This is a genomic window from Aestuariivirga sp. (genome assembly GCF_047602625.1).
Lineage (GTDB): Bacteria > Pseudomonadota > Alphaproteobacteria > Rhizobiales > Aestuariivirgaceae > Aestuariivirga.
The window spans coordinates 1,352,062-1,375,562 of sequence record NZ_JASGGV010000002.1; the positions used below are offsets into that span (position 1 = coordinate 1,352,062).

At 63.3% G+C, this 23,501-nt stretch carries 22 protein-coding genes; 7 read left to right on the forward strand and 15 right to left on the reverse strand.

Annotated features, from left to right (window positions below):
• The first annotated feature begins 38 nt into the window (after positions 1 to 38).
• From hutI to QM694_RS11620, 5 genes are all read left to right on the forward strand, one after another.
• Positions 39 to 1,232, forward strand: a complete 1,194-nt coding sequence (hutI, locus tag QM694_RS11600; RefSeq protein WP_415007089.1) for an imidazolonepropionase — start codon at positions 39 to 41, stop codon at positions 1,230 to 1,232.
• Positions 1,229 to 1,960: a histidine utilization repressor gene (hutC, locus tag QM694_RS11605; RefSeq protein WP_415007090.1), complete on the forward strand. Its 732-nt coding sequence runs from the start codon at positions 1,229 to 1,231 to the stop codon at positions 1,958 to 1,960. The genes hutI and hutC overlap by 4 nt, the downstream gene beginning before the upstream one ends.
• Positions 1,961 to 1,971: 11 nt before the next feature.
• Positions 1,972 to 3,642 (forward strand): urocanate hydratase, encoded by a 1,671-nt coding sequence (hutU, locus tag QM694_RS11610; RefSeq protein WP_415007091.1) that lies wholly within the window; start codon positions 1,972 to 1,974, stop codon positions 3,640 to 3,642.
• Positions 3,643 to 3,648: 6 nt separating this feature from the next.
• Entirely contained in the window at positions 3,649 to 4,038 is a 390-nt protein-coding gene (locus tag QM694_RS11615; RefSeq protein WP_415007092.1) for an AprI/Inh family metalloprotease inhibitor, read from the forward strand.
• 71 nt (positions 4,039 to 4,109) lie between these two features.
• A complete protein-coding gene (locus QM694_RS11620; protein WP_415007093.1) occupies positions 4,110 to 4,514 on the forward strand; it encodes an AprI/Inh family metalloprotease inhibitor in 405 nt (134 codons plus the stop codon).
• A 128-nt stretch (positions 4,515 to 4,642) separates the two neighbouring features.
• Here the strand turns inward: QM694_RS11620 and QM694_RS11625 are convergent, their stop codons facing one another.
• The 8 genes from QM694_RS11625 to QM694_RS11660 all read right to left on the reverse strand — a co-directional run bounded on the left by QM694_RS11625 (position 4,643) and on the right by QM694_RS11660 (position 13,090).
• Positions 4,643 to 5,599, reverse strand: a complete 957-nt coding sequence (locus QM694_RS11625; RefSeq protein ID WP_415007094.1) for an endonuclease/exonuclease/phosphatase family protein — start codon at positions 5,597 to 5,599, stop codon at positions 4,643 to 4,645.
• A 63-nt stretch (positions 5,600 to 5,662) separates the two neighbouring features.
• On the reverse strand, positions 5,663 to 7,090 hold the full coding sequence (locus tag QM694_RS11630; RefSeq protein ID WP_415007095.1) for an amidase: 1,428 nt from the start codon (positions 7,088 to 7,090) through the stop codon (positions 5,663 to 5,665).
• Positions 7,087 to 8,292: a serine hydrolase domain-containing protein gene (locus tag QM694_RS11635; RefSeq protein WP_415007096.1), complete on the reverse strand. Its 1,206-nt coding sequence runs from the start codon at positions 8,290 to 8,292 to the stop codon at positions 7,087 to 7,089. The genes QM694_RS11630 and QM694_RS11635 overlap by 4 nt, the downstream gene beginning before the upstream one ends.
• Before the next feature lie 62 nt (positions 8,293 to 8,354).
• Positions 8,355 to 9,389, reverse strand: a complete 1,035-nt coding sequence (locus tag QM694_RS11640) for an extracellular solute-binding protein (RefSeq protein WP_415007097.1) — start codon at positions 9,387 to 9,389, stop codon at positions 8,355 to 8,357.
• A gap of 29 nt (positions 9,390 to 9,418) precedes the next feature.
• Positions 9,419 to 10,231 (reverse strand): ABC transporter permease, encoded by an 813-nt coding sequence (locus QM694_RS11645; protein WP_415007098.1) that lies wholly within the window; start codon positions 10,229 to 10,231, stop codon positions 9,419 to 9,421.
• The gene (locus tag QM694_RS11650; RefSeq protein WP_415008618.1) at positions 10,224 to 11,141 is read right to left on the reverse strand and encodes an ABC transporter permease; all 918 of its coding nucleotides are present in this window, start codon (positions 11,139 to 11,141) and stop codon (positions 10,224 to 10,226) included. Before QM694_RS11650 ends, QM694_RS11645 begins: the two co-directional genes overlap by 8 nt.
• An 11-nt stretch (positions 11,142 to 11,152) precedes the next feature.
• The gene (locus QM694_RS11655) at positions 11,153 to 12,223 is read right to left on the reverse strand and encodes an ABC transporter ATP-binding protein (RefSeq protein ID WP_415008619.1); all 1,071 of its coding nucleotides are present in this window, start codon (positions 12,221 to 12,223) and stop codon (positions 11,153 to 11,155) included.
• 123 nt (positions 12,224 to 12,346) lie between these two features.
• Positions 12,347 to 13,090, reverse strand: a complete 744-nt coding sequence (locus QM694_RS11660; RefSeq protein WP_415007099.1) for an SDR family oxidoreductase — start codon at positions 13,088 to 13,090, stop codon at positions 12,347 to 12,349.
• Positions 13,091 to 13,154: 64 nt separating this feature from the next.
• Here QM694_RS11660 and QM694_RS11665 point away from each other — a divergent pair, with 64 nt between their 5' ends.
• Positions 13,155 to 14,591, forward strand: coding sequence for an amidase (locus QM694_RS11665; RefSeq protein ID WP_415007100.1), 1,437 nt, complete (start codon positions 13,155 to 13,157; stop codon positions 14,589 to 14,591).
• Positions 14,592 to 14,768: 177 nt separating this feature from the next.
• Here the strand turns inward: QM694_RS11665 and aguB are convergent, their stop codons facing one another.
• From aguB to QM694_RS11690, 5 genes are all read right to left on the reverse strand, one after another.
• Positions 14,769 to 15,656, reverse strand: coding sequence for an N-carbamoylputrescine amidase (aguB, locus tag QM694_RS11670; RefSeq protein ID WP_415007101.1), 888 nt, complete (start codon positions 15,654 to 15,656; stop codon positions 14,769 to 14,771).
• A gap of 4 nt (positions 15,657 to 15,660) precedes the next feature.
• Positions 15,661 to 17,727: an FAD-dependent oxidoreductase gene (locus tag QM694_RS11675; RefSeq protein ID WP_415007102.1), complete on the reverse strand. Its 2,067-nt coding sequence runs from the start codon at positions 17,725 to 17,727 to the stop codon at positions 15,661 to 15,663.
• Positions 17,720 to 18,748: a histone deacetylase family protein gene (locus QM694_RS11680; RefSeq protein WP_415007103.1), complete on the reverse strand. Its 1,029-nt coding sequence runs from the start codon at positions 18,746 to 18,748 to the stop codon at positions 17,720 to 17,722. Before QM694_RS11680 ends, QM694_RS11675 begins: the two co-directional genes overlap by 8 nt.
• Positions 18,749 to 18,870: 122 nt before the next feature.
• Positions 18,871 to 19,227 (reverse strand): septal ring lytic transglycosylase RlpA family protein, encoded by a 357-nt coding sequence (locus QM694_RS11685; RefSeq protein WP_415007104.1) that lies wholly within the window; start codon positions 19,225 to 19,227, stop codon positions 18,871 to 18,873.
• A gap of 71 nt (positions 19,228 to 19,298) precedes the next feature.
• Positions 19,299 to 20,549: a D-amino acid dehydrogenase gene (locus QM694_RS11690; protein WP_415007105.1), complete on the reverse strand. Its 1,251-nt coding sequence runs from the start codon at positions 20,547 to 20,549 to the stop codon at positions 19,299 to 19,301.
• 48 nt (positions 20,550 to 20,597) lie between these two features.
• Between QM694_RS11690 and QM694_RS11695 the strand changes: the two genes are divergently transcribed.
• Complete coding sequence (locus QM694_RS11695; RefSeq protein WP_415007106.1) at positions 20,598 to 21,938, forward strand: NAD(P)/FAD-dependent oxidoreductase; 1,341 nt, start codon at positions 20,598 to 20,600, stop codon at positions 21,936 to 21,938.
• 3 nt (positions 21,939 to 21,941) lie between these two features.
• On the opposite strand, the gene QM694_RS11700 is transcribed toward QM694_RS11695, so the two are convergent.
• Together QM694_RS11700 and QM694_RS11705 are read right to left on the reverse strand one after the other, a co-directional pair.
• Positions 21,942 to 22,826: an alpha/beta fold hydrolase gene (locus QM694_RS11700; RefSeq protein WP_415008620.1), complete on the reverse strand. Its 885-nt coding sequence runs from the start codon at positions 22,824 to 22,826 to the stop codon at positions 21,942 to 21,944.
• A gap of 220 nt (positions 22,827 to 23,046) precedes the next feature.
• Complete coding sequence (locus QM694_RS11705; RefSeq protein WP_415007107.1) at positions 23,047 to 23,484, reverse strand: RidA family protein; 438 nt, start codon at positions 23,482 to 23,484, stop codon at positions 23,047 to 23,049.
• Positions 23,485 to 23,501: the final 17 nt, after the last annotated feature.

Here is a 23,501-nt window from a genome sequence, read left to right on the forward strand (position 1 = left end):
TATACTGTATATACAACCTTATACAAGTGGATTCTGGCATGCTCCTCACCAACCTCACCCTCGCGACTATGACCGGCGGCTATGGCCTGATGCCCAACGCGGCGGTGCTTGTGGAAGACGGATTGATCCGCTGGGCGGGGCCGGCGGCGGATGCGCCAGAGGGCAAGGCCATCGACTGCGGCGGCAGGCTCATGACCCCCGGCCTCATCGATTGCCACACGCATCTCGTTTACGGTGGCAACCGCGCCAATGAATTTGAACTGCGCCTGACCGGCGTTCCCTATGCCGAGATCGCCAGGGCGGGCGGCGGCATCATGGCCACGGTGCGCGCCACCCGCTCATCCAGCGATGAAGAACTGGCCGAGAGTGCATTGAAGCGACTCGACTCTTTGCTGGCCGAGGGCGTGACGACCATCGAAATCAAATCCGGCTATGGCCTCGACCGCGAGACTGAACTCCGCATGCTGAAGGTGGCGAAGGCGCTGGAACAGGAGCGCCCGGTCTCCGTCACCACCACCTATCTGGGCGCCCACGCGCTGCCGCCGGAGTTTAAGGAGAAGCGTGAGGAATACCTGAATATCGTGAAAAATCAGGTACTTCTGGACGTTTCCAGATTCAGGGCAGCGGACGCCGTTGATGCCTTTTGTGAAGGCATTGCCTTCTCGGTTGAGGAAGTTGAATCAGTTTTTGAAGTGGCGAAAAGCCTGGGCCTGCCGGTGAAGCTGCATGCCGAACAGCTCTCGAACCAGGGCGGCTCCGCCATGGCCGCCCGCCACGGCGCGCTGTCGGTGGACCACATCGAATATCTGGACGAGGCCGGCGTCGGCGTCATCGCCGCCTCCGGCACCGTGGCCGTGCTGCTGCCCGGCGCCTTCTATTACCTCCGCGAGAAACAGGCTCCGCCGGTCGCGGCCCTCCGCAAGGCCGGAGTGCCGATGGCGGTGGCGACGGATCTCAACCCCGGCACCTCGCCCGTCCATTCGATCCTGACAGCCATGAACATGGCCTGCGTGCTCTTCGGCCTGACGCCGGAAGAGGCGCTGCTCGGCGTCACCGCCCACGCCGCCCGCGCACTCGGCTTCGCGGATCGCGGCCGCATCGCGCCGGGCCTTCGCGCCGACCTGGCGCTGTGGGACGTGCCCCGCCCCGGCGACCTCGCCTATCCGCTGGGCTTCAACCCGCTGGCCGCCGTGATCCAGAACGGCAGGATCGTGCGCGGAGACCTCGCATGACCGACGCCCAGCCCCTCTATGCGCGGGTGAAGGATCACATCGTCACCCAGATCAGGAGCCGCAAACTGGCGCCTGGCAGCCGCGTGCCCTCCGAGAACGAATTGGTGGAGAGCTTCGGCATCAGCCGCATGACGGCCAACCGGGCGCTCCGCGAATTGACGGCGGAAGGCTTCGTGGATCGCGTGCCGGGCGTGGGCACCTTCGTGAAGGAACCGCCCGCCCGCACCAGCCTGATGGAGCTTCGTAACATCGCCGAGGAAATCGAGCAGAGGGGCCACCGCCACACGGCGCGCATCGTCCACCGCGAGCAGATCACCTCGCCGCCGCCCTTGACCGATGCCTTTGAACTCCGCCTGCCGCGTAGCGTCTATCATCTCCGCCTCGTGCATGAGGAGAACGGCGTTCCCGTGCAGATCGAGGACCGCTACGTGAACCCGGCCGCGGCGCCCGATTTCCTCACCCAGGATTTCAGCCACACCACGCCCACCGCCTATCTGGTGGCGACGCTGCCGGTGGATGAACTGGAACACACGGTGGAAGCGGCGATGCCCACACCCGACCAGCAGCGCCTGCTCGGCATCGGGCCGGAAGAACCCTGCCTCGTCCTCCACCGCCGCTCATGGAGCGAGGGGCAGGTGGTGACGGTGGCCACCCTCACCTATCCCGCCAGCCGCTACGCCCTTTACAGCCGTTACCGCACCACGCCCAACGGCCAGCCGCAATCCTGAAGGAGACCCCAATGACCACCCGCCGCGACAATTCCCGCGTCATCAAGGCCGCCACCGGCACAAAGCTCTCGGCCAAATCCTGGCTCACCGAAGCGCCGCTCCGCATGCTGATGAACAATCTCGATCCGGGCGTTGCCGAACGGCCCGAGGAACTGGTCGTCTATGGCGGCATCGGCCGCGCGGCGCGCAACTGGGAAGCCTTCGACAGGATCGTCGCCTCGCTCAAATCACTCGAAGACGATGAGACGCTGCTGGTGCAATCGGGAAAGCCCGTGGGCATTTTCCGCACCCACAAGGATGCGCCGCGCGTGCTGATCGCCAATTCCAACCTGGTGCCGCACTGGGGCAACTGGGACTATTTCAACGAGCTCGATAAGAAGGGCCTGATGATGTACGGCCAGATGACGGCCGGCTCATGGATCTATATCGGCACGCAGGGCATCGTGCAGGGGACGTATGAAACCTTCGCCGAAGTGGGCCGCAAGCATTATGGCGGCAACCTCAAGGGCAAATGGTTTCTGACGGCGGGCCTGGGCGGCATGGGTGGTGCGCAACCTCTGGCCGCCACCATGGCCGGCGCCTCGATGATCGCCATCGAATGCCAGCCCTCGCGCATCGATTTCCGCCTGCGCACCCGCTACCTCGACACCAAGGCCTCGACCATCGACGAGGCGCTGGAGATCATCGACCGCGCCCACAAGCAGGGAAAGCCGGTGAGCGTCGGCCTGCTCGGCAATGCCGCCGAGATCGTTCCCGAAATGGTGAAGCGCGGAATCCGGCCCGATGCGGTGACCGACCAGACCTCGGCCCATGATCCCGTGAACGGTTATCTGCCCGCCGGATGGACCTTGGCGGAATGGGAAGACAAGCGCGCCACCGATCCGCAGGCGGTGAAGGCCGCCGCCATGGCCTCCATGAAGGTGCATGTGCAGGCGATGCTCGACTATTGGCACATGGGCGTTCCCACCCTCGACTATGGCAACAACATCCGCCAGATGGCGCTGGAAATGGGCTTGACCCACGCCTTCGATTTTCCGGGCTTCGTGCCAGCCTATATCCGCCCGCTGTTCTGCCGCGGCATCGGCCCCTTCCGCTGGGCGGCGCTCTCCGGCAACCCGGACGATATTTACAAGACCGACCAGCGCGTGAAGGAACTGATCCCCGACGATCCTCATCTGCACAACTGGCTGGACATGGCGCGCGAGAGGATTGCCTTTCAAGGCTTGCCCGCCCGCATCTGCTGGGTAGGGCTGGGCCAACGCCATCGCCTGGGGCTCGCCTTCAACGAGATGGTGAAGAACGGCGAAGTGGAAGCGCCCATCGTGATCGGCCGCGATCATCTCGATTCAGGCTCCGTCGCCTCGCCCAACCGAGAGACGGAAAGCATGAAGGACGGTTCCGATGCCGTCTCCGACTGGCCGCTGCTCAACGCGCTGCTCAACACCGCGAGCGGCGCCACCTGGGTATCGCTGCATCACGGCGGCGGCGTGGGCATCGGCTATTCGCAGCATGCCGGCATGGTCGTGGTGGCCGATGGCAGCGATGACGCGGCGAGAAGGCTCGAACGCGTGCTGTGGAACGATCCCGGCACCGGCGTGATGCGCCATGCCGATGCGGGCTATGAGATCGCCGTGGACTGTGCCAAGGAACAGGGCCTGAAGCTTCCCGGAATCACCATGTGAGTCGCGATGCGCAAACTTCTTCTCACCCTCGTTCTGCTGACGACGCCCGCCCTTGCCGAAGAACCGATCGATCCGGCCACCGTCGACAAGGCGATGTATGACGACATGTTCGGCACTTACAAGATCAGCAACGAGAGCGGCAAGAAACATTGCACCGTGGTGCTGAAGCGCGACACGACGATCGGCGGCATGGAGATTGATGTCTCGAAGCGCTGCATCAAGCTGTTTCCGGTGATGGACAAGGTGACGGCGTGGCGGCTGATGGAAGGCTGGGCCATCGTCTTCGCCGATGCCGAGCGCCATGAGCTGATCCGCTTCTACACGCCCGACGACCGCTATATCTCCGAGCCCGAGACGGACGGCATCTTCACCATCGAGAAGGTGGACGGAACGTAACGCCCCTTTTCGCTTGGCCGATTGTGTGCAAAGCTTGCCGCTTGGGGGCTTTGTCATTCTGCGAGGTTTTCATGACACGCGCGGCGCTCACCTTTCTTGCTCTCCTGTCAGCCATTCCGATTGCAACAGCAGCACCCAAGCTGGCGCCCGCCAGCAAGGTGAAAGAGATGTTGGGTGATGTGGGCGTGATGGCCAATGCCAATGACGACCGCTGCACCGTGTCGCTCTACGAAGACAAGGTGGAGCAGGGCTACAGGCTCACTTTTTACGAAGACAACAACGCCTGTGCCAAGGCCTTTCCGGTGATGGCCAAGGTGGTGGCTTGGCGCGTCTACACGGACGGCAGCATGTCGTTTGCCGCCGCCGATGGCGCCGATCTCGTCACGTTTCGCAAAGGCAAGGGCTACAAGCGCTTTGCCGTGAAGAAGGTAGATGGCATCGAGCGCATCTGGTCAGCGCAGGAAGTGGCGGAGTAGCGCGGCAGCGCCGGGTGTTCATCTGAACTGAAAATGTCCGTCACCCCCGCGCAGGCGGGGGCCCCGCTTGAAGCGGTGAGGCTCGCGATAGAGAAGCGGGGTTCCCGCCTGCGCGGGAAAGACGGGATTTAAAACGCCACCTTCGCCATGGTGGCGCGATGGTCCGACGGCCACGGTGTGACAACCAGATCGGCCTCCGGCGCTTTCTCGCCGACGATCCCGGCGCTGATGACCTTCAGCTCTTTCGATTTCGCCAGGATGAAATCGATGCGGTCGTGATGATCTTCCTTGTCATCGGGAGAGGTGGTGGGTGTCCACGTCATGCCGGGCTTGGCCACCTCATCGGGAAAGGCGGTGCGGAACGTATCCACGAAGCCTTGCGCCTCGACACCGCGCGTCGTCGGCCAGTTGACGGCGAGGGGCTGGTGGCCCGCCTTCACGGCGTTCTCCGTCCAGTCCCAATGGCTGGGCTCGTTGAAATCGCCCATCACGAATTGCGCGTCGGCTGCCTCTTCGGCTTTGATGTCGGCCACCAGAAGCTCCAGCGCCTTGCCGCGCGTCTTCGACGCCCATTCCTCGGCCTCCGCCGCCGTCTTGATGAAGGGCGACTTATCATATTCGATATTGAGAAGCTGATAGGGCTGGTAGGGCGCATCATCGAGGTTCATCGAATAGACGACGATCTTGCGTCCGTTCACGTCGATCTCGACGCCGACGCCATTGGGCGTCTCCTGCCCGAAGGGATATTTGCTCAAGACGCCATCGGCCCAGTGATTGTCGGTGTTGTGCTTGAACTCGTGATAGTGATAGCCCAGCGCATCGGCGAGGTCCTTGAGGCGGCTGTTCTCCGTGGCCTGGCAGACCTCCGCCGTGCAGGGATCGGGCTCTGGCACGGTTTCCTGCACCGCGATGATGTCGGCGTTGACCGCCTTGAACACCGCCACCGTTTCATCGATGGGCTTCTGCGCATTGGCGCCCGCACCCCACATGTTCATGCTGAGCAGCGTGAGCGATTGCGGATCGGCCGCCGCGGGAAGGGCGAGGCCCGCCAGAACGGCGGCGGACAGAAGCAGGGTGCGGCGCATGGAATGTCTCCTTGATGGCGATGGCCAGCCCATAGAAACACACTGTTACGGGGCGATGAAGGGCTAAAGCGCCGGGCGCGTAGCAGCCGTTTCATACCATTTGGGCGCCGCCGCCTCGTAAGCCATGCCGAAGCGGAACACATCGGCATCGGAATAGCTGCGCCCGACGATCTGGATGCCGGTGGGCACGCCGTTTCTGGCCCGGCCCGACGGCATGGTGAGCACCGGGCAGCGGCTCAGCATGTTGAAGGGCAGTGTCATCACCCAGCCCAGCATCGGATTGACCGGCTTGCCGTTGATCCTGAGTTTATCCGTGGACTGATCAAAATCCGCGGCGACCGCTGGCAGCGCATTGGTGGGGCAGATGAGCACGTCATAACGCTCGAGCAGCGGCCCCAGCTTCGCATACATCTCGTTGACGGTCGACAGCGTCGCCACGAAATCCGTGGCCTTGGACTTCTGCCCGGACTTGGCGAAGTGCCGCGCATAGCTCGTCATCTCGCGGCTGTGCGTGTTGAGAAGGCCCGCCAGCGAGGCGCCGAAGAGATGATCGAGATAGGCCATGCCGGATTGAAGCGTCTTGTGCGTCCAGCCGAGATCAACCTCATCCACCTGCGCGCCGAGCGAGCGGAACACATCGAGCGCCGCCAGCGTGTTCTTCTGCACGTCACGGTCCACCTCATAGAAGCCCAGGTCCATCGAGAAGGCGATCTTCATGCCCTTGATGGGCTTGTAGGCGGTGGGCAGCGTGAGCTTGGGGCGGAGCGTGGAAATATCTCCCGCATAGGGTCCGCTCATCACATTCTGCAGGAGAATGGCGTCAGACACCGTGCGCGCCAGGGGGCCGGTGTGGCAGTAGAAATCGAGATTGAAGGGCGGATCGTCGGGGTTGCGGCCATAGGGCGGCTTGAAGCCCACCAGCCCGCAGGCGGAAGCGGGAATGCGGATCGAGCCGCCGATGTCGGAGCCCGTGGCGATAGCCGAAGTGCCGGACGCCAGCGAGGCGGCGGAACCGCCCGATGATCCGCCCGGCGTGAACTTGCGGTTCCACGGATTGCGCGTGACGCCCCACAGCTTCGACCATGTATAGCCCGCGCAGGAAAATTCCGGCGTGGCGGTGCGCGCATGGGCAATGCCGCCCGCTTTCAAAATGCGCTCGTTCTGCGGCGAGGTGTGCTTCGCCACATAGTCCTTCATGATGAGCGAGCCGCCCGATGTCGGCTTGCCCTTGATATAGCTCTCGTCCTTGATGCCGATGGGCAGGCCTTCCAGAACCCCGGTGCGCTGGCCCTTGGCGTATTTCGCTTCCGCCTTGCGGGCGAGATCCATGGCCTCGTCGAAATGCGTGTAGGTGAAGGCGTTGACCTTCTTCTGCACCGCCTCGGCGCGGGCGATGACGGCCTGCATCAACTCCACCGGCGAGAGAGTCCTGGCCTTGAAGCGGCGGATCGCTTCGGTGGCAGGCATGTAGCAGAGATCGGGATCGCTCATCTGATGGCCTCGGCAATGGCGTGAAGGGCGGCGTTGGTGGCAAGCGTGAAGGGCGTGGACAGAAAATCCGGCCAGGTGGAGAGCTTCACCACCACCATGCGCTCGGCCCAGTTGATGTAGATCATCTGCCCGAACACGCCCCGCGCCATGAGCGAACGCGCGCGCGGGTCCTCGACCCACCACTGGTTTTTATAGGCGCCTTCCGGCAGCGTGAACGTATAGGGCTCGCCGAAGATCGCATGATTGCCGGTGCGCGTGGCCTCGATCCATTCGGGCGGCAGAAGCCCGCCGCTGCCCTCAAGCCACAAGAGGCCGAGGCGGCCATAATCCCGAAGCGTCGCGTTGAAGCCGCCGTCTGCCAGCGCATAGCCCGCAGGGTCCAGCGTAAAGTAAGCGGACTCTTCGACGCCGATCTTCTGCCACAGCTCTTCCGAGACAAGCTGCGGCAGGCGGCGGCCGGTGGCGCGCTCCATGCAGAAGGCCAGCACATCGGTTTCAATGGAGCGGTAGGCGAAGAGATCGCCGTGCCGCCGCTCCAGCCTGTCGAGTTCGAGGATGAGTTCGAAAACATGGCGCGGCCAGCGGAAGGAGGGATTGGTGTCGGGCGGGATGGGCTTCCAGCCCGAGGCCACATCCACCTTGCCGATTTCCGAATAGGGATCGGTGTAGTCCTCGCTGAAGGTGACGCCGCTCGTCATGTCGAGCACATGCTGCAGCGTGGCGCCGCGATAGGCGGTGTCGGAGAGTTCGGGAAGATACTGCGTGATGGGCGCGTTCACATCGAGAACGCCTTGGCCCACGAGAATGCCCGCCACCGTTCCCGTCACCGACTTGGCGACGGACTGCGAGAGATGCGGCGTGCGGTAGGTCATGCCGTTGAAATAGCGCTCATGGACGATGACATCGTTCTTGAGCACCAGAAAACCGTCCGTATACGTCTCATCGAGGAGGCCCGAGAGGGTCGTCATCCCCTCGCCCACGGCTTTCACGGGCAACGCATCAAGATCAGCGTCCTGCCGCCCCAGGATGCGCACCGGCCCATAGCCCCGCCACACTTCGGCGGTGGGCAGGATTTCGCGGATATGCTGGAAGGCCCAGCGGTTCCACGGCGGCCTGTCCCAATCCATCCGCGGCGGAATGAGCTGCGGCGGCGAGCCTTCCATCAACGGCACCTTCGGATCGGAATTGCGGAACGACGCCATGACGCTCTCCTCAAATGAAGAGGGAGGCCGAAGCCTCCCTCAAAGCCTTGCGGGATCAAACCTTACTTGCGCAGGTTGGTCCAGATCTTGTTGTAGATCGCCACCACTTCCGGCGAGCAGGGCTTCACGAATTCCGGCGTCGGCGCATCCTTCGGAATGTTGATTTCCGGCGAGGACGCCCAGTCGGGGTTCGCGGCATACTGGTGGCTGTCCTTGATGCCGTTATCATAGCCCGCGAAGTCCGAGATCAGCGCGGCGTTCTTGGGGTCCATGATGAAGTTCTGGAACAGCTTGGCGTTCTCGAGATTCTTGGCGCCCTTGAGAACGGTGACATTGTCCATCCAGCCTTCAATGCCCTCCTTGGGCCAGGCATAGGTGGCGGTGGGCAGCTTCTGGCGGATGCGGAAGCTGTCGCCGTTCCAGTCCTGCGTCACGTCGACGTCGCCCGAGAGCATCTTGGCCTGTGTGTCGTAGCTGAAGGTGCGCCAGTCGGGCTTGGCCTTCTGCAAGAGGTCGTTCAGCTTCTTGAGATTGGCCTTGTCGTCGCCGCAGCGGGGAATGCCGAGATAGCGCTCGGCGGCATGCATGACGGAGTTGATGTCGTCCAGCATGTTGATGCGGCCCTTGAGGTCGGCCGGCGTATCGAACAGGATGGCGAGGGTGTTGATGTCGCCCTTGTACTTGGCGATGTTGACCGTGAAGGTCGTGGTGCCGAACTGCCACGGCACCGAATAGTGGCGGCCATCGTCCCAATAGACGTTCACGAACTCCGGCCGGACGTTCTTGAAATTCTCCATCTGGCTGGGCTCGGTCTTCTCGAGCAGGCCTTCGCCGATCATGATCTGCACGGTGTAGTCCGTAGGCACCACGATGTCGTAGCCGGAATTGCCGGCGCGCACCTTGGAGAGCATGGTTTCGTTCGAGTCATAGTCATCCATCGTGACCTTGACCTTGTAGGTCTCCTCGAACTTCTTGATGAGGTCGGGGTTGGTATAGTTGCCCCAGTTGTAGATGTGCAATTCGCCATCCGCGAGGGCAGGCCCCGCGAGGGCGCCAATGGCCATCATGGAAATGGCCGCCAAAAGTGCTTTCTTCACGTTCGTCTCCCTTGTGTTTTGAAGTCTTCCTATTTTCGCCGCCGTGCGATGATGAACGACGACATCACGAAGATGATCGATACCAGCAGCAGAATTGTGGAGATGGCGTTGATCTCCGGCGTCATGGGCTTGCGTGTCTGGTTCCAGATGAACAGCGGCAGGGTGGTCTGGCCCGGTCCCGCCACGAGCTGGGTGATGGTGAAGTCGTCGAATGAAGTAATGAACGCCAGCGCCGCGCCCGATGCGATGCCGGGCATCAGCAGCGGCAGCGTGACCCGGCGGAACGCCTGCCAGGGCGATGCGTAGAGATCGGCGGCGGCGTTTTCCAGCGTCAGGTCCATGTCCTCGAGCCGCGCCTTGATGGGCATGTAGGCGAAGGGAATGCAGAACACCGTGTGGGCGAGGATCAGGTTGCCGATGCCGAAATTGAGGCCGAGCGCCCCCGCCAGCAGCGCGAAGAACGACAGCGTGGCGACGGCGGTGATGATCTCCGGCACCATCAGCGGCAGGTTGATGACCATGAAGGCGCTGCCCAGCCCTTTCCACGGCTTGACGCGCGTGGTGCCGATGGCGGCCAGCGTGGCGACGATGGTCGAGACGATGGTGGCAACGATGGTGATGGTGAGGGTGTTCTGGGTAGCGCTGTAGAAATCGTCATTCTGCAGCGCCACGCCATACCATTTGAAGCTGAAGCCCTCGAAATAGCTGACCGCGTCGCCCGAGTTCAGCGACAGCACCATCAGCATGACGATGGGCACATAAAGCAGGAACACGCAGAAGAAGGCCGCCGCCTTGAAGCCGGGCTGGGCCTTGATGTCGATGGGGGCGCGATTCTCAGCCATGCTTCACCTGCCCGGAGGTGTTGCGCACGTAGTAGATGAGCGCCACCAGCACCGCCGCCATGAGGATCAGCGCCTGCGCCGATCCGAGCGGCCAGTTGCGCCCGGTGCCGAACTGCTGAGCGATCAGGTCGCCGATCATCAGATGCGTGCCGCCGCCGAGGATGACCGGCGTCACATAGGCGCCGAGCGCCGGAATGAACACCAGGAGCGAACCGGCGATGATGCCCGGCATCGACAGCGGAATGATGATGCGCTTCAGCACTTCCCACTTGCTGGCATAAAGATCGTAGCCCGCCTCCACCATGCGGAAATCGAGTTTTTCCAAGCTGGCATAGAGCGGCAGCACCATGAAGGGCAGGAAGGCATAGAGCAGCCCCAGCATGATGGCGAAATCGGTATAGAGCATGGTGATCGGCTGGCTGATGATGCCAAGCTTCATCAGCACCGTGTTGATGAGGCCCTCATCGCGGATGATCACCATGATGGCGATGGTGCGCACCAGGAGGTTCGACCAGAAGGGAATGGTGATGATGAGCACCCACCAGTTGCGCTGCTCGGGCGGGCGGGTGGCCATGTAATAGGCAGTCGGGTAGCCGATCAGCAGGCAGACGACCGTGGTGATGATCGAATAGATCAGCGTGCGGAAATAGATGATCAGATAATCGGGCGAGAATTGCAGCGAGTCGTCGAAGATGTCGCGCTGGAACAGGAAGCCAGTATAGCCGTCGGTCGAGAACTGCCATTCCACGCCGCCGTAATCCGCCGCCTTCAGGAAGGAATAGATGGCGATGATGACGAGCGGCAGGATGCCGAAGACCGCGATAATGATGATCGCCGGCATGGTGAGCCAGATGTTGCGCTTGGTCGCCGCCTTGTCGGCAGCGAGGGCAACGGCGGCGGCTTGCGACAGCTCTGCCATGGTCAGTCCCTCAGCACCTGGGCGGCGTCATCGTCGAAGGCGATGCCCACGGCGTCGCCCTGCTTGAAGCCCATGCTGCCGGTGCGGCTGTTCTGGTGGCGGACCACGAACTCGCCGCCATCCTTGTCGAGCTTCACGTGATAATGCGTGTCGGTGCCGAAATAGACGATGGTGGAGAGGGTGCCGGTGACGGTGGCGCCCTTCTTCTCTTTCTTGAGATCGGCATGCTCGGGGCGCACAACAACCGTAACCTTGCCGGATGGTTTGAAGCCTTCGGGGCAGCCGGCCGAAATCACCGACCCGCTTGCGAGCTTCACTTGTGCCACGCCGTCTTTCACGCCCTTGGCTTCGCCTTCGAGGAAATTGGTTTCGCCGATGAAGTTGGCGACGAAGCGTTCGGACGGGCGGTCATAGATGTCGCGCGGGCCGCCCACCTGCAGGATGTGGCCCTTGGACATGACCGCGATGCGGTCTGACATGGTGAGCGCTTCTTCCTGGTCGTGGGTGACGAAGATAAAGGTGATGCCCGTCTCGCTCTGCAGGCGCTTCAGCTCGATCTGCATGTCCTTGCGCAGCTTGTAGTCGAGCGCCGAGAGCGGCTCATCGAGCAGCAAAACTTTTGGCTGCGGCGCCAGGGCGCGGGCGAGCGCCACGCGCTGCTGCTGGCCGCCGGAAATCTGGCTGGTCTTGCGCTTGGCCAGATCCTCCATGCGCACCAGCTTCAACATCTGGGAAACGCGCGCGTCGATTTCGGATTTGGGCTTGCCCTGCATTTCCAGCCCGAAGCCGATGTTCTGCGCCACCGTCATGTGCGGGAACAGCGCATAGCTCTGGAACACCGTGTTCACCGGCCGCTTGAAGGGCGGCAGCGGCGCGATGTCCTGGCCGTAGAGCATGATCTGCCCTTCGGTCGGAAAATCGAATCCGGCGATCAGGCGGAGCAGCGTGGTCTTTCCGCAGCCCGATGGCCCCAGCAATGTGAAAAATTCATTTTCCTTGATGCGGACCGAGACGTTGTCGAGCGCCTTGAAAGCGTCGGAGCCCGCGCTCTGGAACTGTTTGGTAACGCCCATCGCCTCGATGGCGTATTGGCCTGCTGCCAAGATGACTTCTCCCCAAACGCCGCTTACACGCGGCTGTTGAGATCATCCTATGCCGAAGTTTCAGGCCTTGCCAATGGGGTGCGCGAATTAAACTCAGATCGACCAGCCCCCATCGATCACAAATGTCTGGCCGGTGATGAAAGCTGCCTCATCGCTTGCCAGATAAACGACCAGATTGGCGATTTCCGAGGCATCGGCCATGCGGCCCATCGGCTGGCGGGCAATGAAGGCGGCCTTGGCCTTCTCGAAATCGCCCTGCGCTTTCAGCCGTTCCATGAGGGAAGGGCTGTCCACCGTGCCGGGGCAGATGGCGTTCACGCGGATGCCCTTTGACGTATAGTCAGCGGCCAGCGCCTTGGTCATGCCGATCACCGCCGCCTTGGTGGCGCCATAGACAAAGCGGTTCGGCACGCCCTTGATGGATGAGGCGGCGGAGGAAATGTTGATGATGACGCCATTGCCGCGGGCCAGCCACGCCGGCATGAAGGCCTTCATCATGTGGAAGTGGGCTTTCACGTTCAGGTCGAAGGAGAAGTCCCACGCCTTGTCGTCGGTCTCCATGAGGGTGCCGGCATGCACATAGCCCGAGCAGTTGAAGAGAATGTCGGGCGTGCCGATGCGCTTCGCCGCCGCATCAATGTCGGACTGCTTGAGAACGTCGAGCACGAAGCAATCCATACCGGGATGTTCGGCGGCCAGCGTCTTGATCGTCTCGGGGTTCACGTCGGTGGCGAATACCTTTGCGCCCTCGCGCGCCATGGCGATGGCGGAAGCCCGCCCGATGCCCTGCCCCGCCGAAGTCACGATCGCCGTCTTGCCTTGAAGCCTGCCGCCCATGGATTTCCTCCCGAAACCAGATCAGAGTGGCGCACTCCCTAGCTTGAGACCGAGGCCTCTGTCCATGACCAACGAAGAACTCTGCTATCTCACGGCCACGGAGGCGCGGGCGCTGTTCAAAAAGAAAAAGCTGAGCCCGGTTGAGCTGCTGCAAGCCCTGATTGCGCGCGGCGAAACGGTCAATCCGGCCATCAACTGTTTCGCCGACCGCTACTTCGGCGAGGCGCTTGCGAAGGCCAAAGCCGCCGAGGCGCGCTACATGAAGCGCGGGGCGGCAACCGGCGCGCTGGATGGCGTGCCGCTGGCGGTGAAGGACGCGCAGCGGGTGGGCGGCAAGCGCACCACCCATGGCTCGCTGATCTTCAAGGACGCGGTGGACGATCAGTCCGACCCCATGATCGAGCGGCTTGAGAATGCCGGGGCCATCATCTTCGCCCGCACCACCACGCCGGAATTCTGCCTCTCCGGCGTGACACAATCACGCATCTGGGGCCTGACGCGCAACCCGTGGAACAGGGACTGGGGGCCGGGCGGCTCATCCGGCGGATCGGGCGCGGCGCTGGCGGCGGGGCTGACCACGCTGGCGACGGGCACCGACATTGGCGGTTCGATCCGCATTCCCGCCGGGGCCTGCGGCGTGATCGGCTTCAAGCCGCCGCATGGCCGCAACCCCGATGGCCCGCCCGCCAATTTCGACCGCTTCAACCATTGCGGGCCGATGACGCGGAGCGTGGGAGATGCGGCGCTGATGCAGAACGTGACATCGGGGCCGCATCCGCGCGACCACGATTCGATCCGTACACGGATGACCGTGCCGCTCGCGCCCGCCGCCATCAAGGGCATGAAGATCGCCTATTCCGTCGACCTGGGCTACGTGGAGGTGGAACCGGACGTGCGGCGCAATCTGCTGACAGCCCTGGATGTGTTCCGTGCGCTGGGGGCCAAGGTGACGGAAGTGGACCTCGGCTGGACAGCGGAGGTCGATGCCGACTGCCTGCACTGGTACAACATGATGAATTTCGGCCGCCAGACGATCTGGCAGCGAAAAGAGCATGCCGAATTGATGACCGACTACGCGCTGAAATTCGCCGAGACCGCATCAAAGGCCTCAACACTGGACGATGTGCACAAGCCCTGGGCGCGCACCCATGCGATGTACCAGACGCTGGGGCCTTTGCTGGACGCGCATGACGTGTTCATCTGCCCCACCAACAATGCGCCCTCTGTGAAGGCCGATCACGATCCGTGGGATCAATCCTTCACCGTGAACGGCCAAAAGGCCGACCCCGAATTCGGCTGGGTGATGACGCACCAGTTCAACATGCTGCACAATTGCCCGGTGATGTCGGTGCCCACCGGCCACGCCGAAACGCGCGTGCCCACCGCCATGCAGATCGTCGGCCGCACCTGGGATGATGCGCGCGTCTTCAAGGCGGCGCTGGCGTTCGAGAAAGCGGTGGGCGGGTGGTACACAGGCAAGAACAAGCGGCCTGAACTCTGAGATGAGGAATTGTCTTCACCCCGTGCCAACGGGGGGAAGAAGGGGACCCATCGCGTGAGCGATGGGGGAGAAGAGGGGCACCCGGACTCTTTGTGAGAACATCCGTTGGCCCCTCTCCTCTCCCACCGCTGCGCGGCGGGCCCCTTTCCTCTCCCCGCTATCGCGGGGCGAGGACGTTTAGACGGCGGCGCTTCTGGTTTTGCCGTCGAGCGTCATCAGCGCGCCGTAGAGTTCGGGGCGGCGGTCGCGGAACACGCCCCAAGTGCGGCGGAGTTCGCTCAATGCGTCGAGGTCGAAGGTGGCGAGCTTCACGCCCTCTTCTGTGCGATCCATCTCGGCAACCTTCTCGCCCTGATAGTCGGCGATGAAGGAGCGGCCATAGAAAATGTCGGAGCGTCCGTCGGGCGCGGTTTCCTTGCCCACCCGGTTTGAGGCCAGCAGCGGCATGATATTTGCCGCCGCATGGCCGCGCATGGTGTTCTGCCAGTGCGTGCTGGAATCATAGCCGGGATTGGGCGGCTCGGAGCCGATGGCGGTGGGATAGAGCAGCACCTCCGCCCCCATCAGCGCCATGGCGCGCGCCGTTTCGGGGAACCACTGGTCCCAGCAGATGCCGAGGCCGATGCGGCCCACGGCGGTATCCCACACCTTGAAACCCGTATCGCCGGGCGAGAAATAGAATTTCTCCTGATAGCCCCGGCCATCGGGAATATGCGACTTGCGATAGAAGCCGAGGCGCTTGCCATCCGCATCGGCGATCACCGTGGTGTTGTAATGCGCCTGCCCCGCGCGCTCGAACACGCTGATGGGCAGCACCACGCCCAGTTCCTTCGCCAGCGCCGCGAAACGCCTGACGGTGGGATGGCTTTCCAGCTCATGCGCGGATGCAAAGAAGCGCACATGCTGTTCGATGCAGAAATAGTCGGCGTCGAACAGTTCTTGCAGCAGGATGAGCCTGGCGCCCTTCGATGCCGCCTCGCGCACCAGCGCCTCGCCTGTGTCGCAGTTCTTCTGCCAGTCCTGCCGGGATGCCATTTGCGTGATGGCCATGGTGACGTTTCTCATGCGGTCAGTCCTTCACTCTAGCAACTTCGCGGCGGAACGGCAGCGCATCGCCCTGATCCGGCTCATCCAGTTCTTCTGCATAGCGATGGCCCGCATAGGTGGCCCAGGCGATGGCCGCCGGGGCCTGCGCATCGCCAATGGCCTTGACCGAGAGAATGCCACTGTCCGCCCACTCCGCTTGCCGCGTCTTCAGGTCGAGGAACACCGATTCATCCGGCAGACGCGCCGTGACCATCAGCACGGCGTCGCAGGCAATCTCCTCCGTCCGCCCCGTGTAGGTGCAGGACGCGGTGACGCCGCCCGTCTGAACCGAAGAAAGCGCGCGCGTGACCTTCACATCGACGCCCGACTCCAGAAGCCGCTGCTGGATATAGCCCTGTTCCAGCGTGTTCGTCGCCCATTCAGACGCCTTGGTGGAGGGGGTGAGATAGGTGACGCGGCAGCCCTGCTTCAGCAGAAGCTCGGCGAGAACGCTGCCCATGTAATAGTGATCGTCGTCATAGAGCACCACATGGCCGGAGGGCAGCTTGCCCGCCATGAGGTCGTCCGGCGTGAACACCGGCATGGCGCTGTCGAGGACAACCGGGAACAGGTGATAGCGCGCCACGCCATCGCGCCGCCATGTAGCCCCGGTGGCGATCGCCACATGCTCGAAGCCGAAGCCCAGAATGTCATCCGCCGAGAGCGCCGAGTCGCGGTAGACATTCACATTGGTCATCTTCTGGATCTGGCCGACGCGATAGTCGCGCACCCGCGCCCAGGCGGAAAGGCCGGGGAGTCTCGACTCGCGTGTCACGCGGCCGCCGAGGTCGGCCCCCGCTTCCGCCAACGCCACCTCATAGCCGCGCAGGCCAAGCCGGTGCGCGGCGGAAAGACCCGCAGGCCCCGCGCCCACCACCAGAACTTTCGTTTCGGATTTTTTCGCCGGCATGCGCTCGGGATGCCAGCCCTTCCGCCATTCCTCCATGAAGGAGGAATTCTGCGTGCAGCGCGAGATCGACATGGTCATGTCACCCGTCACGCAGATGTTGCAGCCGATGCACTCGCGGATGTCCTCGATGCGGTTTTCATCCACCTTCTTGGGCAGGAAGGGATCGGCGATTGACGGCCTTGCCGCGCCAATGAAATCGAGAATGCCCTGCTTCACCTGCCGGACCATCATGTCGGCTGAGGTGAAACGGCCAACGCCGACGACCGGCTTCGGCGTCAACTGCTTGATGCCGCGGATGAGGTCTTCCTGCGCGCCTTCGGGCTTGAAGCGCGAGGTGCCGGAACAGGCCTCCCATGTGCCATGCGCGAAATCCCAGAGATCGGGCAGCTCCGCATGCATCGCCACCATGTCGCGCAGCTGCGCGTTGGAGAAGCCCTGCTCGCCCGCCATCTCGTCGAGCGACAGCCGGACGGCGATGGCGCAGGTATCGCCCACCTCGTCGCGGGCGTCGGAAATCAGCTCTTTCAGAAGGCGCGATCGGTTTTCCAGCGAGCCGCCATATTCGTCCGTCCGCTGGTTCGTCCGTGGGCTGAGGAAATGCTGGACGATGCCGAAACCATGCGCGCCATAGAGACAGAGAATGTCATAGCCCGCCCGCTTGGCGCGGCGGTAGGCAAGCTTGTGCCAGTGGCGGAGGTTGCGGATGTCCTCCTTGTCCATGGCGCGGGCCTGCACGGGATCGCTGGTGAAGGTGAGGATGGGCGAATGTCCCGGCCCCATCGGCACCTCGCGCGTGTAGAGATTGGGGCCGTTGGCGCCGCTATAGGCGAGCTCGATCCCCGCCAGCGCGCCGTTGCTGTGAATGGCATCCGCCATTTTCACGAGTCCCGGCATGTCGTCCTCGTCCCACAGGCGGAGTTCGATGAAGGGCGTGATCTCCGAGGTGTGATGGATTTCCACCTGCTCGGTGAAGATGACGCCCCAGCCGCCTTCCGATTTGACGCGGCGCATCTCGGCGGCGGCGGACGGGTCGCGGTAGCCGCCGCCATTGCAATGCGGCACCTGATAGAAGCGGTTCTTGGCCGTGACCGGCCCGATCTTCACCGGCTCGAACAGGATGTCGTAGCGCGGGTCACGCATTGAGGAAGCCTTCGAGCACATTCACCGTGTTGATGCCGATGGCCTCGACGGCATAGCCGCACTCCATGACGATCAGCGTCGGAAGTTTCAGCCTGGCGATGCGCCCGCCATAGGTGGTGAAATCCTCATGCTCAAGCTTGAGCGGGCTAATCGGATCGAGCTTGAACGTATCGACCCCCAGCGACACGATCAGCACATCGGGCTTGTAGGCGGCGATCTTCGTGCAGGCATCCTCTAGCGCAGCGCCCCACACGTCATAGGCACCGCCCGGCGGGATGGGGTAGTTGATGTTGAAACCTTCACCCGGGCCTTCGCCCTTCTCGTCCGCGTAGCCGAGGAAATAGGGATAGGTATATTCGGGCGCGCCATGCAGCGAGATGAACAGCACATCATTGCGCTGGTAGAAAATATCCTGCGTGCCGTTGCCGTGATGCACGTCGACATCGAGGATCGCCACCTTCCTGGCCCCCGAGGCGCGGAAGCCTTCGGCGGCGATCGCCGCATTGTTGAGGAAGCAATAGCCGCCGAACAGGTCGTCATGCGCGTGATGGCCGGGCGGGCGGCAGAGCGCGAAGGCATGGGGTGCGCCGCCGCTCACCAGCTTCTGCGCCGTCTGCGCCACGGCGGCGGAGGCCTTGGCGGCTCCCCATGTGCCGGCGGTGATGCAGGTTTCAACCGAATGGGTGTAATAGCCCACCTTGCCATCGATGCTCTTGGGGCACTTCTGGCGGAGCGAGCGGTTGGGAACCCCCGCCGCCAGCATTTCGCCGCGATAGCCCGCCGCCGTCCATTCCGCCCAGCCGGTTTCGAGGAAAGTGAGATAATCGGCATCGTGGATTTTTCTGACCGGCCCCATGTCGAGTGCCGAGGGCGGCTTGATGTCGGTGAATTTCCGCGCCTTCAGTTCGCGCAGGATATATTCCATGCGCGAAGGGCGCTCGAAGGGCGTCACAAACTCGCCGCCGAAGATTTCGCCTTGCGGAAAATGCAGGCGGTGATCTTCACTGAAAATGATCTGCATGGAACGGCCCCTCCTCAAAATGGAGGGCGAGCCTCGCAAAGCCGTTCCGGGCGGTCAACCCCGTGGCCCTGAGACAAAAATGCCCGGCGCGAAGGCCGGGCACTTTTTACGCAGGACAAACTTCAGTCGAGGACGGTGAGCCTCACTTTGGCGACGCCCGAGGAGGCAACGCCCACGGCGCGCGCCGCGCCATAGCTCAGGTCGATGATGCGGCTTCTGACGAAGGGCCCGCGGTCATTGATCCTGACCACCACGGATTTGCCGTTCCCAAGGTTGGTCACCTGGACATGCGTGCCGAAAGGCAGCGAGCGGTGAGCGGCGGTCAGTCCGCCGGGGTTGAAGCGTTCGCCATTGGCGGTGCGCTTTCCGTGTTTGTAGTAGGAGGCCATGCCGGTCATCGATTTGGCCATGGCCCCGGTGGCGAACCCTGAAATACCCAGCAGGGCCGCCGCGCATGCACACACAAACAGTTTTCTCATTCCGTTAGGTCATCCCCTTGTTGCGATGGGCCGCAACAAACAGCGGGATGGGGCGAGAATGAGGCGCTACATTACGTTGCGTAAGCCATACCGTCGAGCGGGATGGCCGCAGGTTTCCCGGCAATGAGGTCGGCCGTGATGCGCGCCGCGCCATGGCTCATGGTCCAACCCATGTGGCCTTGGCCCGTGTTGAACCAGAGATTAGCGTAGCGCGAGCGCCCGAGGATGGGCGTGCCCTGCGGCGTCATCGGGCGGAGGCCTGCCCAATAGGAGGCTTTCGACCACTCCGCGCCATCGGGAAATAGCGCCTGCATGGTTGAGAGCATGGTGGCGAAATCCTTGGGCGCAAAATCCCGGCCATAGCCCGAGAACTCCGCCGTTCCCGTGACCCGGATGCGGTCCTTGCCATAGGGCGCATAGGCGACAAGCGTTTCCTCATCGACGCCGCCGATGGTGGGCGGGTTGTTGCGGCCTGCGACGGGCGCGGTGAAGGCATAGCCCTTGACCGGATAGATCGGCAGGTCCTGCCCAAGCTGCTTCGCCAAGGCCGGCGAATAGACGCCGAGCGACAGCACGATCACGTCAGCCGTCTCGCGGCCCTTGTCGGTGATGACGGCTGAAATCTTGCCGCCCTCCGTCTCGAAGCCGGTGATGGTGGTGCCGAATTTGAAGGTGACGCCCTGGCCCTGAAGCCATTGGCCCATGTTGCGGGCAAACAGGCGGCAATCGCCGCTTTCGTCATTGGGGGCATAAAGCGCCCCCGCGAAACGGGATTTGACGGGCGCCAGTGCGGGGTCTTTCGCCGCCACGCCGTCCTGGTCCAGCGTCTCGATCACGCAGCCATTGTCGGTGAGGACGCGGGACTTAGCCGAGGCCGCCGCCAGCGCAGAGGGCGAGCGGTAGAGATAAAGCAAGCCCCCCATCCGCCCGTCATAGGCGACCTTGCTGCGCGCCACCGTCTCGTGGAACACCGATTGCGCGTAATTGCAGAGGCGCGCCTTGCGCATCGTGTTGAGCGCCGCCCTCTCCGCCGTGCATTCGTTCCAGAACAGCCACATCCAGCGCCAGAACTTGGGATCGGCCGAGAGCTTGAGCCTGAGCGCCTGATCGCCCTTCCACAGGCTTTTGAGCAGGATGCCGGGTGCGGCGGGCGACGACCAGGCATAGGCATGGGCGGGCGCGAACAGCCCGGCGTTGGAATAGCTGGTGAAGGAGGCGGGCTCGGCCTCGCGGTCGATCACCGTCACCTCATAGCCGTCGCGGTTCAACTCATAGGCCGTGGTGATGCCGACGATCCCCGCCCCCAGAACAAGTGCCTTCATGCCATCCTCTTTGCGTGTGCAAGGCCCTGATGCTAGCAAGCCTGCATCATGCCATCCACCACCCATCCGCATGCCTTCCATTTCGACAGGCCCGTTGACAGCTACTGGGAGGCGTCCGCCGACCCGCTGGGGCTCGATCTTTCAACCCTTGAGGGCAATCTATCCTGCGAGGTGGCGGTCATCGGCGGCGGCTTCACAGGGTTGTCGGCGGCGCTGGAACTGGCCGCGCGCGGCGTCGACGTGCGGGTGCTGGAGGCAGGCCCCATTGGCTGGGGCGCTTCGGGGCGGAACGGCGGCTTTGCCTGCATCGGCAGCCACAAGCGGAGCTATGCCTCGCTCATCAAGAGCTATGGCCTTGATGAAACCAAGCGCTTCCACCACGCCATGGCGGAATCGGTGGAGCTTGTGCGCGAGCTCTGCGCCAGCCACGGCATCGATGCCTGGATCACCGGCCAGGGCGAGGTGACGCTGGCCCATCTGCCGAACCGCGTGGAGGGCTTCCGCGAGGAGCAGGCGTTTCTCCGCGCGACGTTTGGCGAGGAGACCGAATTTCTTTCCGCTGGCGATCTCAAGGCGCAAGGCCTCTGGGGGCCGAACTTCCATGGCGGCTTAAGAAGCACGATCGGCTTTGGCGTGCACCCGCTGAACTATGTGCGGGGGCTGGCCCGCGCCGCGCACAGGGCGGGGGCGCAGATTCACTCTCGCTCGCAGGTGATGCGCTGGGAGGAGCATGAGGACGGCCATATCCTCACCACCGCACAGGGGCGGCTGAAGGCGAAGCAGGTGTTGATCGCCACCAATGGCTATACGCCGGAAGACATGTCATGGCGGCACGCCGGGCGACTCATGCCCGCTCTCTCCAGCATCATCGTGACGCGGCCCCTGACGCTCGAGGAGCGCGAGGCGCAAGGCTGGACCTCAGAGCTCATGGCCTATGACTCGCGGAACCTCCTGCATTATTTCCGCCTGCTGCCCAACGGGCGCTTCCTGTTCGGTGGGCGGGGCGGCACCGATGCCTCGGATGATGGCGCGGAACCCCGGCGGCTGTCGCTGACCGAGAGTTTCCATGAGCTGTTCCCCGCCTGGCGTGACGTCGAGATCACCCATTTCTGGCGCGGCTTCGTGTGCCTGGCCTATGATCTCGTGCCCTATGTGGGGGCAATGGATGAGAAGAAATCCGTATGGACCTCGCTCGCCTATCACGGCAATGGCGTGGCGATGGCGACATGGTGCGGCAGGGCGGCGGCGCGCATGATGCTGGACCGTTCTGCCCGCGCCGCCATGCCCGCCGTGCTGACCCGTAGGCTGTCGCGCTTTCCGCTGCCCATGTTCCGGCCGCTTTATCTGAAAGGCGCCTATCTCTGGTATGGCTGGCAGGATGGGCGCTGAGGATCAGCGCGAAACCTCGCGGATCGCATCGGCAAAGGCTTGCGGCGCTTCCTGCGGCAAATTGTGCCCCGCGCCCGCGATGATCCGCCGCGTGTAAGGCCCGGTAAAATGGGGTGCGTCACGATCCTCCGTGGACGGAGGATCAACCCCGTCATCGCCGCCCTGGAGCGCAATGGTGGGAACGCCGATCGAAGGCTGCCGCGCCAGCCGCGCCTCGATGGAGGCCAGCGCGGGATCACCGGGAATGCCGCCATAGCGGTGGCGGTAGGAGTGGACCACGATGTCCACGAAATCGGGATTACCGAAGGCCTGCGCGGACCGCGCATAGGTTTCGTCATCGAAAGCCCAGCTTGGCGACCACAGCTTCCAGATGAAACGGCAGAGGCCGCTGCGGTTCTGCTCCAGCGCCGTGCGACCACGGGCGGAGTGGAAATAATATTGATACCAGTAGCGCGCCTCTTCCTCAGGCGGTGCCGGATCGACGGCGGCAGCGATGTCCTGGATATTGTATCCCTGTCCACAGGAGACGAGGCCTTTGACCCGCTCCGGCCAGAGTGCTGACACGATGCAGGCGGCGCGCCCGCCCCAGTCATAACCGCCGAGAATGGCCTTGGGGATCGCCAGCGCATCCATGAGCGCCAGAAGATCGAAGCCGAGCGAGGCCTGTTCGCCGGAGCGCATGGTATCGGGCGACAGAAAGCGCGTCTGCCCATAGCCCCGGAGATAGGGCACGATCACCCGGAAGCCATCACCTGCGAGGCTCTCCGCCACTGCATCATAGGCGTGGACATCATAGGGAAAGCCATGCAGCAGGATCACCGGCGCGCCATCCGCCGGGCCGCTTTCATAATATGCGATCTCCAGCACACCGGCGGAAACGGATTTCAGCGTGGGTGAAAACATGCGGCTTTCCATCATGCTTCTCTCTTCACCCTTCTCCACGCGGAATGCGGGGAGAAGGTGGACGCGCCCCGCGCGGCCGGATGAGGGCCGATGGCCCGCGAAGCGAGGCATCGGTGGCGGCAGTCCCGTCTTGCTGCGCAAGACGGCCCTCATCCGCCCTTCGGGCACCTTCTCCCAAATAAATTTGGGAGAAGGGTGTTAAATGTCAGATCGCCGCTTCCACCATGATCTCGACGTCGAGGCCGGGGGCCGCGAGTTTCGATTCGACGGTGGCGCGCGCCGGGGTCTGGCCGGGCACCGCCCAGGCGTCCCAGGCCTCGTTCATCTCGGCCCAGGTGCCGATGTCGGTGAGCCAGATATTGGCCTTGAGGATGCGCGTCTTGTCGGTACCCGCCTGCTTCAGCGTGGCGTCGATCTGCGCCAGAATGTCGGCGGTCTGCTCCTTCACCGATTTGCCGGCAGCGGCTTCGGCCACGAAGCCCGCGAGATAGGCCTTGCCGCCATGGATCACCGCTTCGCTCATGCGGTTGCCCGCGCCGATGCGCTTGAGCGCGGAGGCCTTCTTCGCCGCCTTGCGGGCGGGCTTCTTCGCAACCGTCTTGGCCGGTTTCTTGGTGGCCTTCTTCACAACCTTATTCGCCATTATGGAATCTCCCTGCG

Excerpts from the sequence above, each read along its gene's own strand:
- hutI (WP_415007089.1), top strand. The coding sequence starts at position 39 with ATGCTCCTCACCAACCTCACCCTCGCGACTATGACCGGCGGCTATGGC.
- hutC (WP_415007090.1), top strand. The coding sequence starts at position 1,229 with ATGACCGACGCCCAGCCCCTCTATGCGCGGGTGAAGGATCACATCGTC.
- hutU (WP_415007091.1), top strand. The coding sequence starts at position 1,972 with ATGACCACCCGCCGCGACAATTCCCGCGTCATCAAGGCCGCCACCGGC.
- QM694_RS11615 (WP_415007092.1), top strand. The coding sequence starts at position 3,649 with ATGCGCAAACTTCTTCTCACCCTCGTTCTGCTGACGACGCCCGCCCTT.
- QM694_RS11620 (WP_415007093.1), top strand. The coding sequence starts at position 4,110 with ATGACACGCGCGGCGCTCACCTTTCTTGCTCTCCTGTCAGCCATTCCG.
- QM694_RS11625 (WP_415007094.1), bottom strand. The coding sequence starts at position 5,599 with ATGCGCCGCACCCTGCTTCTGTCCGCCGCCGTTCTGGCGGGCCTCGCC.
- QM694_RS11630 (WP_415007095.1), bottom strand. The coding sequence starts at position 7,090 with ATGAGCGATCCCGATCTCTGCTACATGCCTGCCACCGAAGCGATCCGC.
- QM694_RS11635 (WP_415007096.1), bottom strand. The coding sequence starts at position 8,292 with ATGGCGTCGTTCCGCAATTCCGATCCGAAGGTGCCGTTGATGGAAGGC.
- QM694_RS11645 (WP_415007098.1), bottom strand. The coding sequence starts at position 10,231 with ATGGCTGAGAATCGCGCCCCCATCGACATCAAGGCCCAGCCCGGCTTC.
- QM694_RS11655 (WP_415008619.1), bottom strand. The coding sequence starts at position 12,223 with ATGGGCGTTACCAAACAGTTCCAGAGCGCGGGCTCCGACGCTTTCAAG.
- QM694_RS11660 (WP_415007099.1), bottom strand. The coding sequence starts at position 13,090 with ATGGGCGGCAGGCTTCAAGGCAAGACGGCGATCGTGACTTCGGCGGGG.
- QM694_RS11665 (WP_415007100.1), top strand. The coding sequence starts at position 13,155 with ATGACCAACGAAGAACTCTGCTATCTCACGGCCACGGAGGCGCGGGCG.
- aguB (WP_415007101.1), bottom strand. The coding sequence starts at position 15,656 with ATGAGAAACGTCACCATGGCCATCACGCAAATGGCATCCCGGCAGGAC.
- QM694_RS11675 (WP_415007102.1), bottom strand. The coding sequence starts at position 17,727 with ATGCGTGACCCGCGCTACGACATCCTGTTCGAGCCGGTGAAGATCGGG.
- QM694_RS11680 (WP_415007103.1), bottom strand. The coding sequence starts at position 18,748 with ATGCAGATCATTTTCAGTGAAGATCACCGCCTGCATTTTCCGCAAGGC.
- QM694_RS11685 (WP_415007104.1), bottom strand. The coding sequence starts at position 19,227 with ATGAGAAAACTGTTTGTGTGTGCATGCGCGGCGGCCCTGCTGGGTATT.
- QM694_RS11690 (WP_415007105.1), bottom strand. The coding sequence starts at position 20,549 with ATGAAGGCACTTGTTCTGGGGGCGGGGATCGTCGGCATCACCACGGCC.
- QM694_RS11695 (WP_415007106.1), top strand. The coding sequence starts at position 20,598 with ATGCCATCCACCACCCATCCGCATGCCTTCCATTTCGACAGGCCCGTT.
- QM694_RS11705 (WP_415007107.1), bottom strand. The coding sequence starts at position 23,484 with ATGGCGAATAAGGTTGTGAAGAAGGCCACCAAGAAACCGGCCAAGACG.